The sequence below is a fragment of the Paenibacillus arenilitoris genome, assembly GCF_014705655.1.
In the GTDB taxonomy this organism is placed as follows: Bacteria; Bacillota; Bacilli; order Paenibacillales; family Paenibacillaceae; genus Pristimantibacillus; species Pristimantibacillus arenilitoris.
On the sequence record NZ_JACXIY010000006.1, the window covers coordinates 1 to 15,367 of the forward strand.

12 protein-coding genes are annotated in these 15,367 nt (G+C 56.6%); 5 read left to right on the top strand and 7 right to left on the bottom strand.

The annotated features are described in order from the left end of the window. The 3 genes from IDH41_RS31205 to IDH41_RS04680 form a co-directional block, all read left to right on the top strand. Positions 1-208, top strand: a 208-nt coding sequence (locus IDH41_RS31205) for a hypothetical protein (RefSeq protein ID WP_223829453.1), incomplete at its 5' end; no start/stop codon positions are given. Between the two features lie 67 nt (positions 209-275). Then, positions 276-2,702, top strand: a complete 2,427-nt coding sequence (locus IDH41_RS04675; RefSeq protein ID WP_190858748.1) for a WG repeat-containing protein — start codon at positions 276-278, stop codon at positions 2,700-2,702. Positions 2,703-3,337: 635 nt separating this feature from the next. Next, positions 3,338-4,375, top strand: a complete 1,038-nt coding sequence (locus IDH41_RS04680) for a LysM peptidoglycan-binding domain-containing protein (RefSeq protein ID WP_190858750.1) — start codon at positions 3,338-3,340, stop codon at positions 4,373-4,375. Between the two features lie 67 nt (positions 4,376-4,442). Here IDH41_RS04680 and IDH41_RS04685 read toward each other — a convergent pair whose 3' ends face one another. Beyond that, a complete protein-coding gene (locus IDH41_RS04685) occupies positions 4,443-5,339 on the bottom strand; it encodes a helix-turn-helix transcriptional regulator (RefSeq protein ID WP_190858752.1) in 897 nt (298 codons plus the stop codon). A 131-nt stretch (positions 5,340-5,470) separates the two neighbouring features. Here IDH41_RS04685 and IDH41_RS04690 point away from each other — a divergent pair, with 131 nt between their 5' ends. Continuing rightward, positions 5,471-6,328, top strand: a complete 858-nt coding sequence (locus tag IDH41_RS04690) for a phytanoyl-CoA dioxygenase family protein (protein WP_190858754.1) — start codon at positions 5,471-5,473, stop codon at positions 6,326-6,328. 295 nt (positions 6,329-6,623) lie between these two features. On the opposite strand, the gene IDH41_RS04695 is transcribed toward IDH41_RS04690, so the two are convergent. The 6 genes from IDH41_RS04695 to IDH41_RS04720 all read right to left on the bottom strand — a co-directional run bounded on the left by IDH41_RS04695 (position 6,624) and on the right by IDH41_RS04720 (position 14,416). Continuing rightward, entirely contained in the window at positions 6,624-7,289 is a 666-nt protein-coding gene (locus IDH41_RS04695; RefSeq protein WP_190858755.1) for an NAD(P)H-dependent oxidoreductase, read from the bottom strand. 699 nt (positions 7,290-7,988) lie between these two features. Further along, positions 7,989-8,936 (bottom strand): glycoside hydrolase family 43 protein, encoded by a 948-nt coding sequence (locus IDH41_RS04700; protein WP_317890679.1) that lies wholly within the window; start codon positions 8,934-8,936, stop codon positions 7,989-7,991. Between the two features lie 153 nt (positions 8,937-9,089). After that, a complete protein-coding gene (locus IDH41_RS04705) occupies positions 9,090-10,706 on the bottom strand; it encodes an extracellular solute-binding protein (protein ID WP_190858759.1) in 1,617 nt (538 codons plus the stop codon). Between the two features lie 114 nt (positions 10,707-10,820). After that, entirely contained in the window at positions 10,821-11,720 is a 900-nt protein-coding gene (locus IDH41_RS04710; RefSeq protein WP_190858761.1) for a carbohydrate ABC transporter permease, read from the bottom strand. A gap of 25 nt (positions 11,721-11,745) precedes the next feature. Next, positions 11,746-12,717, bottom strand: a complete 972-nt coding sequence (locus IDH41_RS04715) for an ABC transporter permease (protein WP_190858763.1) — start codon at positions 12,715-12,717, stop codon at positions 11,746-11,748. A 412-nt stretch (positions 12,718-13,129) separates the two neighbouring features. After that, entirely contained in the window at positions 13,130-14,416 is a 1,287-nt protein-coding gene (locus IDH41_RS04720) for a GntR family transcriptional regulator (protein ID WP_190858764.1), read from the bottom strand. A gap of 368 nt (positions 14,417-14,784) precedes the next feature. On the opposite strand from IDH41_RS04720, the gene IDH41_RS04725 reads away from it, so the two are divergent. Beyond that, positions 14,785-15,354: a hypothetical protein gene (locus IDH41_RS04725; protein ID WP_190858766.1), complete on the top strand. Its 570-nt coding sequence runs from the start codon at positions 14,785-14,787 to the stop codon at positions 15,352-15,354. Positions 15,355-15,367: the final 13 nt, after the last annotated feature.

Here is a 15,367-nt window from a genome sequence, read left to right on the forward strand (position 1 = left end):
GAAGAGCATCGGAAAGCCGTATGCGGGAAAACCGCACGTACGGTTTGATGAGGAGGGGCTGGTCACCCCAGCCCTTTACTCTACTAAAGTCGGCATAAGCCGCTCAGCTGAGCGGCGTTGTCAAACCTGGGCTTGCGATGGTGCGATGGTGCCGAAATGCCGGGTAAGTGAAGACTTTCTCCAATATTTCTGCCGTTTTCTGCCGTGACGAGCATAACTTCCGCCAGCTCGCATACGATTAGGCGAAGAACGCATGAGACGGGGAGGGTGCCAACATGGCTGTTTACGATCCATCGAAGCTGATGCAGCTGGCCAGCGCTCATTTGCCTGACGGGGCGAGGCTCATGATGCTGGGCGGGCGCTCGGCGCGCGCGGCGGTGATCGCCGCCGACATCGCCGGGGACAGGGTGCCGGAAGTTGCGGCAGCCTATTGCTTGAACGGCGAGCTTTATATGCAGGTGTTGAAATGCGTGGACGGCGCTTGGGCGGCGAAAGCGAATGCGAGAGGCTCTGGATGCGGCGTGACGCTGCTGGCGGCGGCTCCCGTAACGAGAGCCGGCCGGAACAATTTGATCGTCGGCTGGAAGACGGGCGAGGCGCGGTCGAAGCTGTCGGTGTACGAGTGGACGAGGAAGGGGCTGGAGGACGTTGCGCCCGCCGATTTGAGCTACACCTTCCTGGAAGCGGGCGATATGCCGGGCGCCGGCGGGCGCGACGGCAAAGCAGAGATCGCGCTTTGGTCCCGCGATGCGGGCGACGCTTACCGCATCGAGGTGATGCGGTGGAATAAGGGGGCGTTCATGACCGCGCCGGACGTCTATCCGTTTTATTTTCCGGGCGTCGTTCGCTACTACGAGCGGGTCATGCGCGGCAATCCGGACTTGACGGCTTACGGGGATTTGTTAACGGACGCGCGTAACCGTGCGGTGATGGGGCGGGCCGCCAGCCAGCTGATCGATCCGACGTCCGCGCCGCGCGTCGTGGGGCTGTTTCCGGCATCGGTGAAGACGGCGGAAGGGACCAAATGGGGCTACATCGACGAAGGCGGACGAATGGCAATTCAGCCCCGTTATGACGACGCCGGCGATTTTCAGGAAAACGGGCTCGCGATCGTCCGGGAGGACGGTCGTGCCGGCATCATCGATGCGACCGCGCATTACGTTGTGCCGCCGAACTACGAGTCGATCAACCCGTTCTCGGAGCGCCGGGCGGTCGTGATCGACGGCCAGGGCTTCCGGTTGATCGATGAAGCGGGAACCGTGCTGACGCGGAAAGCTTATTCGTATATTTCGAGCATGAAGGACGGAAGAGCGGTTTTCTATGTCGCGGGCAACGGCGAGGGCGGCGGGGACAGCCGGTACGGCTATCTGGACTCGGATGGGAATGAGGCGATTCCCGCGCAATACGAGGAAGCGAACGACTTCGAGGACGGCAAGGCCGTCGTCAAAATCAAAGACAAGGAGTACGCGCTCATCGGGCCGGACGGCAGCCGACTGGCGACCTATCCGCTAGCCTACGTCGGGCCTTTAGGGGACGGCCGGCTCGCTTTCCAGTCGGATATGGCCGGCAAATACGGCTACATCGACGAGCGCGGCACGGTCGTGCTCCAGCCGGCCTATACGTCGGCGTTCCCGTTTCGCGACGGCCGGGCGATCGTCAACACGGCAGAGGATTACAAATCGGCTTACGGCGTAATCGACGAGAAGGGCGAGTTCGTCGTCAAGCCGGCCTACAACGATATTCGGGACCTCGGCGAGGAACGCTTCGCGCTGGGCCGCGCGGTCGATCCCGAGCAGCCCTTCCTCGGGTCGATGTACGCGATTGCGGATCGGCACGGCAAGCTGCTGTCGGATTTCCTGTATAACGACGTGACCGAGTTTCGGGAAGACGGTCTCGCTTCGGCGACGGACGCGCGGGAGACGATGCTGATCGATCGAGGCGGCAAGCCGGCAAGAGGCTATCCGCGCGTGAACGGCAGCGGCGAGCTTACGCTGGAGGAAGGCGGCTTGATCAAGGCGTTCGTCGACCGACGGCTCTCTTACATGAACCGGGCGGGAGACGTAATCTGGAAGCAAAACACGATTATCCCGCTCCGGTCGCCTTATCGGGTGAAGGAGGAGAAATACAAGCCGAATCCGGATTACCTCGTTTATTATCCGCAGGTCGGAGGGATGACGGACCAGGCGGCGCAGCGGACGGTCAACAACCAGCTGAAGGAGCTGTCGCAGGTGAAGCCGATACCCGGAGACCGAAAGCTCGATTATTCGTATACCGGCGATTTCGACGTCGCCTTTTACAAGAATAAGCTGCTCGAGCTGCGGCTGGACGGCTATCATTATCCGTTCGGCGCGGCGCACGGCATGCCGACTCAAACGTACGCGATCGTCGATTTGGGAAGCGGCCGCATGTACGCGCTGAAGGACTTGTTCAAGCCGGGCAGCGATTACGTCAAGGCGCTCAGCGACATCGTCGGCAAGCAAATCAAGGAAGATCCGCAGTATTCGTACGTGTTCCCGGACAGCTATACCGGCATACGCCCGGATCAGCCGTTTTACGTCACGGAGGACGCGCTTCATCTGTATTTCGCGCCTTACGATATCGGTCCGTACGCGGCGGGCTTCCCGACCTTCACGATTCCTTTCGGGCAAATTATGGAGCTGATCGATACGGAAGGGGCGTTTTGGAGGGCGTTTCACGGGTAGAATGCAGGTGACATTTGAACAGGGAAGAAATTGCGGAAATTGCTATGGACGAATGAAGTGCGGTCGGCCTTGTAAAGCCTGAATGGCTGTGCAAGGCCGGCCGCTTGTTTCTTTAGGCGGAGCGCCTCCTTCTTGCGAAGTGGTAGGCCGATTTCCTCAGCAGACGGGATCTCCGCCTTTCGCATAAGCACGAGTCGAACATGGTTAAATAGTAATTCGGCTCCGGCCGGTCGCGATGCGCATTCACGTATACATAATGTTCGAACGAATTCGCCGATTTCAGTCTTTCGCTCATCGGTTCAGTTTATGAAATTCATTCCTGACAAGGAGAAACCGATATTAGCAAGAAACGGCGGCGCGGGGATCGTCCCTGCACCGCCGTTTCTTGCTATATTTACGATATCAAGCTCAAGCGAACGGATCTGACTTTAGAGACTTCCCGGCGTTCGCCGCGCTCTTGTCAGGCGAGCTCCATCCAAACCGGCGGAAGCTTAGGCTCTTGCAGCACGTCGACGAGCGAGAAGGCGTACGGAGCATATCGCGGACGAATGAATTGGCCGTTTAGGCCCATTCCATAGGGTTCAATGCGTCCGATAGAATAGGAGATAGCTTAGAGCAAAGGGGAAGATTACGTTTTGGATAAGAGAACCACACGCAGCAGCAGGCTTTCCAAAGGCAGCCGGGCATCGTTGAAGCAAACCAATCTCGTCATCTATCTGGCGGTCGTCATTATTCTTGCCGGCATTTGCGGAGCATTGTACGGCAACATTACGAATAAAGCCGATTCCGAGCTTCCGCTTGCCGGGAATGCCGAGCAGGCCGATGGGCAGAACGGAATCGGCGAGCCCTCCGATCCGGATTCCCTTCCTAACGGGAATGACGGAATCGAGCACTCGGCGGATGAACCGATCCCGGCCGGAACCGTTGACAGCGAGGAGGAACAAGCGTCTGCGGTGGATTACGGCGATGCGACGGAAGAGCCAGAGCCTGCTCCTTCCGCAACCGCCGGGCCGACAGAGACGCCTGAGCCGGAACGGACGGAAGAACCAACGCAAGCCCCTGCCGAGACGGTGAAGCTTCCAACTACCTACGTTGTCCGGAAAGGCGATACGCTGAGCTTGATATCGGAGAAGTTCTATCAATCCAAGGAATATTACGCGCTGCTGGCAAAGCATAATCAAATCGTGTTTGTCAACGATATGCAAGTCGGCGACACGCTTAACATTCCGGCATTGCCGTCAACGTCCGGCTCGAAAGACGGCGGCCGGCAGGAAGAGAAAGACTATTCGAGTATTAATTTGCCGGCTACCTATCTGATCCAAGCGGGCGATACGCTGTCGGGCATTTCGAGAATGTTCTTTAAATCGGCGGAATATGCGGATGATATCGCGAAAGAAAACAAGCTGGATAAACATGCCGGCTTGAAAGCAGGCACCAACCTTCGCATTCCGTCCTTGAAAAACGACAAGCCGGATGAAAAAAATGACGAAGCAGCGTCTTTGCCCGATTACGAGACATCCGATCATACCGTTAAAAGCGGCGAGACGCTCTATAGCATCTCCAAAATCTATTACGGCTCCGACAAGTACGTGAAGCTGATTGCGGATTACAATCATATCGATAATCGGGATGACCTGAAAGCCGGCACGGTGCTGAAAATTCCGAAAGCTTAGGACGGCGCAGCAAGGGCGATTCCGGCAATCGCATTTTGGAATAAAGCATCGGATGGGACCGCATCAATCAGCCGTCCCGTCCGGCATGCCGGTAATCCGAGGGCGAGCGGTCGGCAAAGCGCTTGAAGAAGATGCTGAAGGTGTGGATGGAAGAGAATCCGAGCTCATCGGCGATTTGCGTGACCGGCTTTGCCGTTCCGCGCAGCTCGGACTTGGCTTTGTCCATGCACAAATTGCGGATGTATTTGCCGATTGGGACGCCGACCGCGCTTTTGAACTCGCGCGCGAGATGGGAGCGGCTGATCGGGATGGAGCGGGCGAGCTCGTCCAGGTCATGGTCATAGCGGATATCGCGGTGAAGACGGTTGATGACGTCGGTGATGGCCGGCTGCAGCGGCTTAGGCTGCGCTTCGCCGGTCAGCACCGAGTCCCGAAGCAGCCGGAGCGTCTGAACGAGCAGCTGCCGGAACAGCCCCTCCGCCATGGCCCGTCCCAAATAATGAGGCTCCTGCACCTCGCCGATGATGCGATCGAATAGCGACTTGACCTGTCCGCCCGAGTCCTTGGCGACGCGGTGAAGGCCGACGCGGTAAAACTCGGCTTGCAGCTCGGGCATTCCCGTTAAGGCAAACCCGACGTAATACAGCTTGAACGGCGACTGCTCGCCGGCCAGTCCGAAATGCAGCTCGCCCGGCTTCGTGACGAGCAGCTCGCCGGCATGGACGTCGTAGAGCGTCTCGTCGATTTTGTATGGACAATCACCTCCGTCCAGGTAACAGAGCTCGTAATGATCGTGGTAATGCGTCGACGTGCTCCAATTTTGGGCATGGTTGATCCCGACGTAGAACAGGCTGCTCGGCTCCGGGCCGAAGGGCAGCTCGATTCGGAATTCCGTATCCGTATGAACAACATGCGTATGCTTCGGCGCGGGCGCGCGGGCGTGAAGCGTGTCGTTCTCGCTCAATCCGTCTCCCCCTCTTGATCAACATGATCGAAATGTTTAAATCTATGCGCGGAATCAACAAAGACAATGTCTTGTATCGCGCTTACAATGATCATAAGGTTAAAACAATCTAATGACAAGAGGTGCTGATCATGACAATGGGGAACGAAGTGCGGGAGCATGCGCTGCCGAAAGAGCAGGACGCTGCGTTGTTTAAGGAAAACGGTTATTGGGTGTCGCCCGTCATCTTCACGGAGCGGGAACTTACGGAAATTATTCGGCATCAGGACATGATGTACGGAGGCATTTACGAAACGGGAAGGGAGCCGGTATGCAACTGGCTGGAAGGGAAGGATAACCCGCGGGCGCTGCGCAAAACGGATAATTCCCACTGGTCGGACTTGACGCTTCGCCAAGTGGCGACCGACGCTACGATCGGGGCGATCGCGGCAAAGCTCATGGATGCGGAGACCATCCGCCTGTTCCACGACCAGCTTCTTTACAAGCCGGGCCGAGGCACGGGCAAGGAAACCGCGAACGTCGGCTGGCATCAGGACTACGTCTATTGGCAGTGCTGCCAGGAGCCGACGCTGATTACCGCCTGGGTGGCGTTCACTGACGTCGATCTGTCGAATGGCTGCATGCAGGCCGTGCCCCGCAGCCATCGATGGGGCCTGCTGAACGTGAACGACTTTTTCGAGCAAAACTTGGAGAAGCAGAAGGAAGCGATGGATATTCCGGACGACGAGAAGTTCGAGACCGTTCCGCTCGTCATGAAGGCCGGTCAAGTGAGCTTCCACCACGCGCTCACCATCCACGGCAGCGGAGCGAACGTAACGGACATGGCCCGCCGTTCGATGGCCGTTCACCTGATGACCGGCGAAACGAGATACAAATACGATAAGAGAGGGGACGGACATTTCAACGCCCAAATGATGAACGGCAGGGAAGGGGAGCGCTTCGAAGGCGAAGCATGGCCGGTGCTCTATCGCTCGCCGGCTGCGACCTGACGTTCCAAAGGATGACTCCGCGCCAAGGGAGTCATCCTTATTTTACAATGGCGCATTCATTCCGTGGCATGCTAAGCCAGCGATTTGCGGTCGACCGCTTCCGGTTGTTATTCCATCCAGCCATGTTCATCTCATCGTCTCAGCTCTGAGGGATGGAAATATCGTCACGTTGCCGCGTCATCGGATCCACAAAAAAAAGAACGTATTTCGGATGCCGCAGCCGTCCATATACGTTCTGAATTTGATTCCGTGTTTCCGCTTATCGTCCGCTCCTAGACCGGTTCCGGGCTGCGCCTTAATCGACCCAGGCGACCGATTGCTCCAGCGGCTGCCTTGTTTTCTCCCGAGGCTCCTTGATTCTATATCCGAATGCGACCATGCAGGCGACGCCAAATTCCGCATCATTCAGCACGCCCTCCTCCGTCAACAAGCTCTCGACCGCGGCTTTCTCGAATCCTTCAATCGGGCAGGAATCGATACCGATCTGCGCCGCGGCGGTCATCATATTGCCAAGAGCGATATAGGTCTGGCGCGCAGCCCAACCGAATACGGCTTCCTCGTTATCGGCGATTCGGAAATCATGCTCCAGAAATTTGCGATACATGGCTTTTTTTCCTTGCCCGACTTCCTCCGGCAATTGCTGGATATCGTTCATCATGTGCGCAATATGGCCGGAATCCGGCGCCAACGCTTGGGCTTCGCGGGCCAGAATGATGACGAAGTGGCTGGCTGTAGGCAAAGTCCGCCGGGCTCCCCAGGTAACAGGCAGCAGTTTCTGCCTCAGCTCGGCATTTTGCAATATAAGTAGCTTCCCGGGCTCGAAGCCGAAGGAGGTCGGAGACAGCCGCCACGTTTCCAGAATAAATCCGAAATCCTCTTCGCTGATTTTCTTCCCGCCGTCAAACTCCTTGCAGGCGTGCCTGAACCGGAACGCTTGCAATATTTCTTCTTTTGTGGTCATGTGTGCTTGCTCCTCTCCATAATCCGTCTGGTATATGTTCAACATCGATTATAACTTGTATGCTTGATTGAGAGTAGTACGGTTACTGCTTAGGAACTTACTTAATCATTTAACCGGCGGCAAACTGCCAAAGTGCAGGCTTTTTCTCGTCATTTCGGATAATGTAAGTAAATAGCTGCGAATGTGCAGCAATCTAGGCGTGACTCGGTAACAGCATGCCTATTAGGCTTCAAAAGCCTGTATTTACGCAGGCAGTACGGAATCGTCAGGCAAACGCTTTTCTGAAGATGCACAATTGCAGGCATAGAGAGCATTCCGGCTGATTGGCGCGTAAAGGATGATTCACGCGTAGGAATCGGACGAACGATTGTTTGGAGAACTAGAGGACGTTGGAATTAGCTGACGAGGGACCAGCAAGATAGGAGTTATACAGGTCGAACGATCGAGCGAATATCGAGGAAGAATCGAGGAAGAGCATCGGGCGCCAGGCTTTATAATCGTGGAGGGCGGCTGGGCGGTACCGGTTCGTTATTTTCACGAACGTCAAGAAAAAGGCGCAATTCTCGGCTGCCTAGTTCCGCGCAGACGGCCGACGTATTGTTAAGTAAAGAAAAGGAGGACCGGACGACAAGCAAGCCGTGACGAAGCCGATAGGGGAGCGCGGCTTCGTCACAACTGAATTTTGAATATCTCGCAGGATTAATTCCCAGAATGAAGGCTGCGCGCACCGACGCCCTCATGCGTCATGCGAACGGGCCGGATGCTTCCGTCTTCCTCGAAATAGAGCCGGTCGATGCAGACGACCCGGTGATTGGCGTCGGTCTCGGTCAGCGGGCGACGGTGATAGACGATATACCATTCATCGGTGCCCGGCACCTGCAGCATGCCGTGATGCCCGGCTCCGGTCGCCACCTCCGGGTCCTGCTGCAGGATTTTGCCGACGCGTTCGAACGGCCCGAGCGGCGAATCCGATCTCGCATAAGCGACGGAGTAGTGGGGCCCGCCCCAGCCGCCCTCGGCCCACATGAAATAATAAGAGCCGTTCCGCTTGATCATGCAAGGCCCTTCGACGAACTTGTCGGGTGTGACGGATTTGAACGTTTCCCCGTCCTCGAACGTCCCGATGCTGATCATATCATCGTTCAGCTTCACGACGTTGCAGTGGCCCCAGCCGCCGTAATAAAGGTAGGCGCTGCCGTCGTCGTCGATGAATACGTGGGGATCGATCGGCTGCGCGCCATGATGGAACTTGCCGATCAGCGGCTTGCCGATCGCGTCGCGGTAAGGCCCTTCCGGCCGGTCGGCGACGGCGACGCCGATCCCGCCGATTTCATCGTCGCTTTGAATGTCGTTCGCGGCGAAGTAATAATAATATTTGCCGCCTCGCTCGATCGGCGACGGGGCCCATAGCGCCCGCCATGCCCAAGCGATGCTCTTCATCTCCAATATCCGCTCCGCCTTCGTCCAGTTCACCAGATCGGTCGAATGGAAGGCGTCGAAGAAGGTTTGGTCGTTATAAGGCGCGGAATAGGTCGGATAAATCCAATACTTGCCTTCGAACACGCGGCCCTCGGGATCCGCGTACCATCCGGGAAACAGCGGATTCCCGGACGTCGATTTCTCGTTTACGGCGCTTTGTTCACTCACTTGCACGGCCTCCTTGGTTATGGCGAACTTGCAGCTGTCGCCGCAATCTTGCTTTTTCGATTATAGCAAACGGATGACGCCCCCGGTAGTAACCCGCTTTGCGAATAGAAGCGCCTCCGCTAGCGGCCGCAGACGGAGGCGCTCCTAGCTGACTTACGAGTTCGAGTAACGCTCGTACTGCGCTTTCTTGATTTCGAGGTAGCGGCCCGCGCCCATTTGCTCCAGCGTCTTGACGTAATCGTCCCACTGAGCGCCGTTAATGTCCCACTCGCCGGTAATGAATTTGACGCGGGATTCCGTAATGTACTGATTGATATCCGTCAAAATCGGAATCGTCTCGCCGCTTTCCTCGGCGGACGGCATGAACTTCGGCCAGCGCTCGCCGGTCGCGTATTTCTCGGCGTCCTCCGGCGTCTGCCGGAATTCGTCCATCATCGTCGCGCCCTTGACGACGCGGCGCATCACGGCATCCGGCTCCAGATACGGGTAGAAGCCGCCGTATACGTTATCGACGTACTGCAGCGCGCCGAGCTGCTGCCCGCCCTCGTAGTTCGCGATTTCGTCAATGTATTTCGGCTTGCCGTCGACCATATTGTACGTGACGCCTTCCTTGCCGAAGAAGCCGAAGTTCGCCCCTTCCTCGCCGTACCAGAAGTCGATCCACTTGATCGTTTCCTCCGGATGCTTGTTCTTGTCGGTGATCATGAACTGCGTCACGCCGCGCGCGGGATTGTCGATCCAGTTCAGCATCCTTCCTCCCGGTCCTTCCAGGGCGTGGACGCCGACATAGCTCTCGACCATCTTGTCGCCGATGTAGCTCGGCGATACCCATGAGAATACGCCGACCTGATTTTTGGCGCCGGCCGCAACCCAATTGCCGTACTCCATGTTCGTGAACGTCTCCGGATGCATCAGCTCCTCTTGCCAGAGCATCGCCATGTACTTCCATACTTCGCGGTACTTCCCGTCGGTGAAGATCAGCTTGATCTGATCGTCCGTATCTTTGTAGATCCACTGGGAAGCGCCTTGCAGGCCGCCGTTGCCCATGCCGAAGCTGCCGAACAGCTGCTGCTCGAGCATGCCGATATTGCCCGGATACGCAAGCGGATATTCGTCGCTTGGGTCGCCGTTGCCGTTCGCGTCCTTGTCGCGGAATTCCTTCAGCATCGCGGTGAATTCGTCGATCGTCTGCGGCGGCTCGAGGCCCAGGTTGGTCAGCCAGGTATGATTGACATAATAGCGAAGCGAAGCGTCCATTATGGAAGAATCGACGTAAGGGAGCGAATAAATATGACCGTCCGGCGCCGTGACGGCTTTTTTGATCTCCGGATATTTCGCGAACAAATCCGTGAGGTTCGGCGCGTTGGTTTCGATCAGCTCCTCAAGGGGCAGGAAGATGCCCTGCGCGCCGTACTTGACGACCTCGTCGATCGAGAAGCCCATCGAGCCGAAGAACGCCTCCGGATAGTCGCCCGACGACATCATCAAGTTTTTCTTCTCGCCCACCGTCGCGTCCGGAATGGCGACCCAGTCGACCTTGACGCCCGACATCTTCTCGTATTCCTTCCACATCCACAAATCTTGCGGCGCCGGCGCGATGTCCGGGAAGATGCGCTTGGCCATCTGGATCGTGACGGCTTCGCTGCCGCTCCCGTTTCCGCTTCCTTCGGCGTCGTTGCCGCCGTCCCCGTTGCCGCCCGAGCTGCAGCCGGCCGTAACGGCCGCAAGCGACAAGCCGACCGCGAATGCTTTCCACGCTTTCTTCTTCATGCGTTCAACCCCTCTACCATTATTGTGAAAACGGACATTTGCCTTGCATCTATTCGCAGCGGACGAGGCGGTACCGCGGACCGCGCCGCCGGCCTGGAACCGGTTATTCGCCGATCAGCCCTTGAGCGAGCCGATCAGTATCCCTTTCTTGAAAAACCTCGACATCATCGGATAGATGACGAGCAGCGGAAGGCTGGATACGATGACGACGGCGTACTTGATCCCTTCCATGACGGCCATCCGCTCCGAGAACCGCTCGTCGACCATCGTCGCCCCGACCATATCCTTGAACTGGTTCTGCACGAGAATTTCGCGGAGAATGAGCTGCAGCGGGAATTGGTCCCGCGTTTGCAGGTAGACAAGGGCGTGGAAGTAGGAATTCCAATGGCCGACCCCGTAGAACAGGACGAGAACGGCGATGATCGGGACCGAGAGCGGAAGGACGATTTTGTACAAAATTTGAAAGTCGTTGCAGCCGTCCACGTGGGCGCTCTCCTCGAGCTCCTGCGGGATGTTCGTCTGAAAATACGTTCGCATGATGACGGCGTTGTAGACGCTCATGGCCATCGGCAGCACCATGACCCAGAACGTGTCGAGCAGATGAAGCTGCTTGTTGATCAAGTAAGACGGAATGAGGCCGCCCGAGAAGAACATCGTGAACACGAAGTAAAAGGTAAATGCCGATTTGCCGTAAAAATCGCGCCGGGACAGCGGGTAAGCGGCCAGCGTCGTCATGACGATATTGACAAGCGTGCCGATCGTCGTGTACAGAATCGAGTTGAAGAAGCCTTGCCAGATGTCTTTGTTGTCGAAGACGGCTTTGTAGCTCTCGAAATTCACTTTGGCCGGCCACAGCCTCAGCGGGTCGTTGTAAATCGCGACGGGGTCGCTGAGCGAAGCGATGACGACGAACAGGAGCGGGTATGCGATAAGCAGGATGACGATGATCAACACCGCCGTATTGACGGCGTCGAGCGCTTGGTCCAAGCGGGTGCGCTTTACGTTTTCGAGCATGCCGGGGGTCACCTCCGTTAATGAATTACCATAGACTCGTATTGCCGACCCGGCGGGCGAAGGCGTTGACGAGAATGAGCAGAATGAACGTGACGACGTTGTTGAACAGGCCGATCGCGGCGGAGAAGCTGTATTGCGCCCCCTGGATGCCGCTCTTGTAGACGTAGGTCGAGATGACCTCGGAGGCCGACGCGTTCGTGCCGGTCTGGAGCAGCAATATTTTCTCGAAGCCGACGTTCAGGATGTTGCCCATGCTTAAGATCGAGATGATGACGATGGTCGGCAAAATGTTCGGGAGCGTCACGTTCCAGATGCGCTGCAGCTTGTTCGCTCCGTCGAGATACGCCGCCTCGTATTGATCCGGCGATATGCCGGACATGGCGGCAAAGTAGATGAGGGAGCCCCATCCGACGCCCTGCCAGACGTCCGACCAGACGACGATGTGCCAGAAATATTTCGCCTCGGCCAGGAAGTTGATCGATTCGCCGCCGAACGCTTTGACGATGGCGTTCAGCACGCCGGTCTCCGGGCGGATGAAAAATAAAATGATGCCTCCCGCGACGACGACCGAGATGAAGTTCGGCGCGTACGATATCGTCTGGGCGAGCCCTCTCAGCCGTTTGAAGCGAAGCTCGTGGAACATGAGCGCGAGGAGGATCGGGAGCGGGATGCCGACGAGAAGCCCGTACAGGCTGATGCCGACCGTGTTCTTGATCAGCCGCCAGAAGTAGAAGGAATTGAAATAGCGTTCGAAGTGATCGAAGCCGATCCACGGGCTGGCCATAATGCCTCTGGCGGGCATAAAATCCTTGAACGCGATTTGCACGCCGTACAGCGGCCAATAGTGCCAAATGAGGAAATAGACGACGGGCGGAAAAATGATGACATACAGCATCCAGTTCTTCTTGAGCTTTCTCTTCGCTTCGTGCAGCCGTCCCCGCTTGGGGAGCGGGCGGTTGTCCGGCTGCGGGCGGCCGACAATGGCTTGTTGTCGCATGGAAGCATCCTCCTTCGTTCGAATCGGTAGGGCGCGGAACGCCTATTTGTTAAAGCGCTTTCACTGGAATCGCTTTCACTGGAATAAAAATCTCCATTCAATTTGTTATATTAAATATATTGTTAACAATGTATAGTAAGTAATATAATTCAATTATCCTTATCTGTCAATTGCAGGGAAGAGAGAAGATGAAAGTTGATAGAATTGGCCTTCTTTGGGGTTTGAATGATACTGTTCGATGATGTGACGGTATGAATTTGTTGATAGCGGATCCTCTGAAATAGCAGTTTTTAGTCTAATATGTTTAATATGATATTATCAAATTATACCACGTATTGTAATCGGTCTTACTCCGTCAGTCAATCGCAGGAAAAACAAAAAACCGCCAACAGGATATGATCCTGTTAACGGTTCATCCGCTTCTCGGCGGCCCGACCGACTCCCCTTCCATCAACGTTACCGGAACGACCATCCTTTTCTCGACCGGCCGGCCCTCCATCAACTCCACCAGCGCGTCCGCCGCCATCTCTCCCATCTTGTACGGATCCTGCGCCACGCAGGCAAGCGCGGTATGGTGCAGAATCGGACTGCCCGGCTGATCGAACGTGATCATCGACAGATCGTCCGGGATGCGGCGTTCGAGCCTTCTCAGCGTATAGACGACGAGGAGGGCCGTCGACAGATTCAGCGTGACGACGGCCGTCACCTTCTCGTACTGCCTGAAATAGTGCTCGGCCTGGGCGACCAGCCCCTCATCCGGTACGGCTCCCTTGAGCGACGCCCAATTGCCGACGATGTTGCAGAGCGGATAAGGTGTACCTCCGGCGTCGTGAATCGCCTTAAGCGCGCCGTTCAGCCTGTCTTCGACCGTCTCGACTCCGCCGATATCGTGCGACAGAATGCCGATGTGGCGATGACCGAGGTCGGTCAGCCCGCGAACGGCCCGGTACGCGCCGTCGTAATTGTCGGAGCAGACGGAGTGATTGTCGATTCCCCGCAAATAGCGGTCGATGAGCACATGCGGGAATCGTTCGATTTTGAGCCGCAATATTTCTTCATTGTAAATTTCGCCGGTTCTAGGGAAGATGACGATCCCTTTGGCCCCGTTCCTCACGGCCTCGACGATGGCCCGCTTCTCGCGCTCCAAATCGATGTGGGTCAGCCGCAGCTCGACCCGCAGGCCGTGTTCCGACAGCCGGTCGCATAGCGATTCGGTGATCGAAGAGGCGTACCGCGACAACAGATCGGGCATGATGACCGTGACCATTGGCGCTGATGGCTCCGTGACGGATGGCGGATCCGCAGGAAGCGGGACTTTAGGCGCTTCTGCGGGGGCCGGGGACGGCGTATCGGGCTTGCCGTCCGCCGGGGAGAAGGAGGAAGGTCCCTCGGGCTGCGGCCTTTCCGCCGCGTCCGTATCGCGCGAACCATGCGGCGCCGCGCCGCCGGCCGGCGATAACGCCGCTTCGGCGCGGCTCGTCACGAAGGTGCCTTTCCCTTTGATCCGATAGATGAGATCCCGATCCACCAGTTCGGACAACGCCCGCTTCACCGTTAACCGGCTGACGCCGAACAGCTCCGCAAGCTGCGTTTCGGTAGGCAGTCTGGCATCCGGCGGCAATTCGCGGCTTGTGACGAGGTGTTCGACGTAGTTGCGTATTTTCATAAACAGATGTTCGGTCGGTATCGGTTTCTTCAAAGGCTCTGCTCCTTCTCCCGGTTCGTGGTTGGCGTTCTGGTGCTTAGTATATTCAGTATACAACCTAATTCCGGCGAACGGGAGAAAAATGTGCCCTTCGGATGCGGCGGCATGCATCGAAAGCCTCGCTTCGGCGCGGGAACTTGGGATTCCGCTTTATAACGGTTTTTTTGTTGTCATTGGCTTGTCAATCGAATGATTGAATAGGAAATTAAGACTATTATTATATAGGTCATCTGTCCCTGATTTATAAAACTTCCGTAAATTTGGTAAATTTACTGGTTAATTATTCCGATAACAAAGGTTGCCGACCTATTTTGCCTGCACAGACATAAGCGAGAACATAGAGAGAAAGGAAGAGAGAGAGCATGTTTAAGCGAGTGGAGAATGAGCTGGAATTGGCGATGTTTAACGGCATCTGGACGACGGTTTGGAAGGAGAAAGGGTTTGAGCTGGAATTTTCGGATCGGGCGCTTGAACGGTTCGTCGTCGTGACGGAGGAAGGGCATTACGTAGGGACGGCCGAAATTAAGCCGTACAGCGCAGCCGAAAGCCCGATTAACGAAGCGGCCCCGTTCCATGATCATCCGAAGGTCGTCCAGGCGGGAGGGGCAGTCGCGGAAATCGACAAAATGGCGCTTCTCAAGCCGTACCGCGGGCGCTATATTTCCGATCTGCTGTCCTCGGCCGTCTACTTCGCGGAAAAGCTGCAGTTCAAATTTTTCGTGTCGCTGCTTGAACCGGTATTTTTGCGGGCGCTGCGCGTTACGTTCCGGGTGCCGTTGGAGAAAATCGGAGATAAAACCTTTTATAAAGGCGACGACGTCATTCCGGTCTTATTCGATATGGAGCAAATGTACCGGAACAAGTCCCGTTACGCATGGCTTGCTTATTCGGATCCGGTAACCGCAACGGGCCGCGCGGGATCGTCGGGATAGCGTCGAGCCAAAC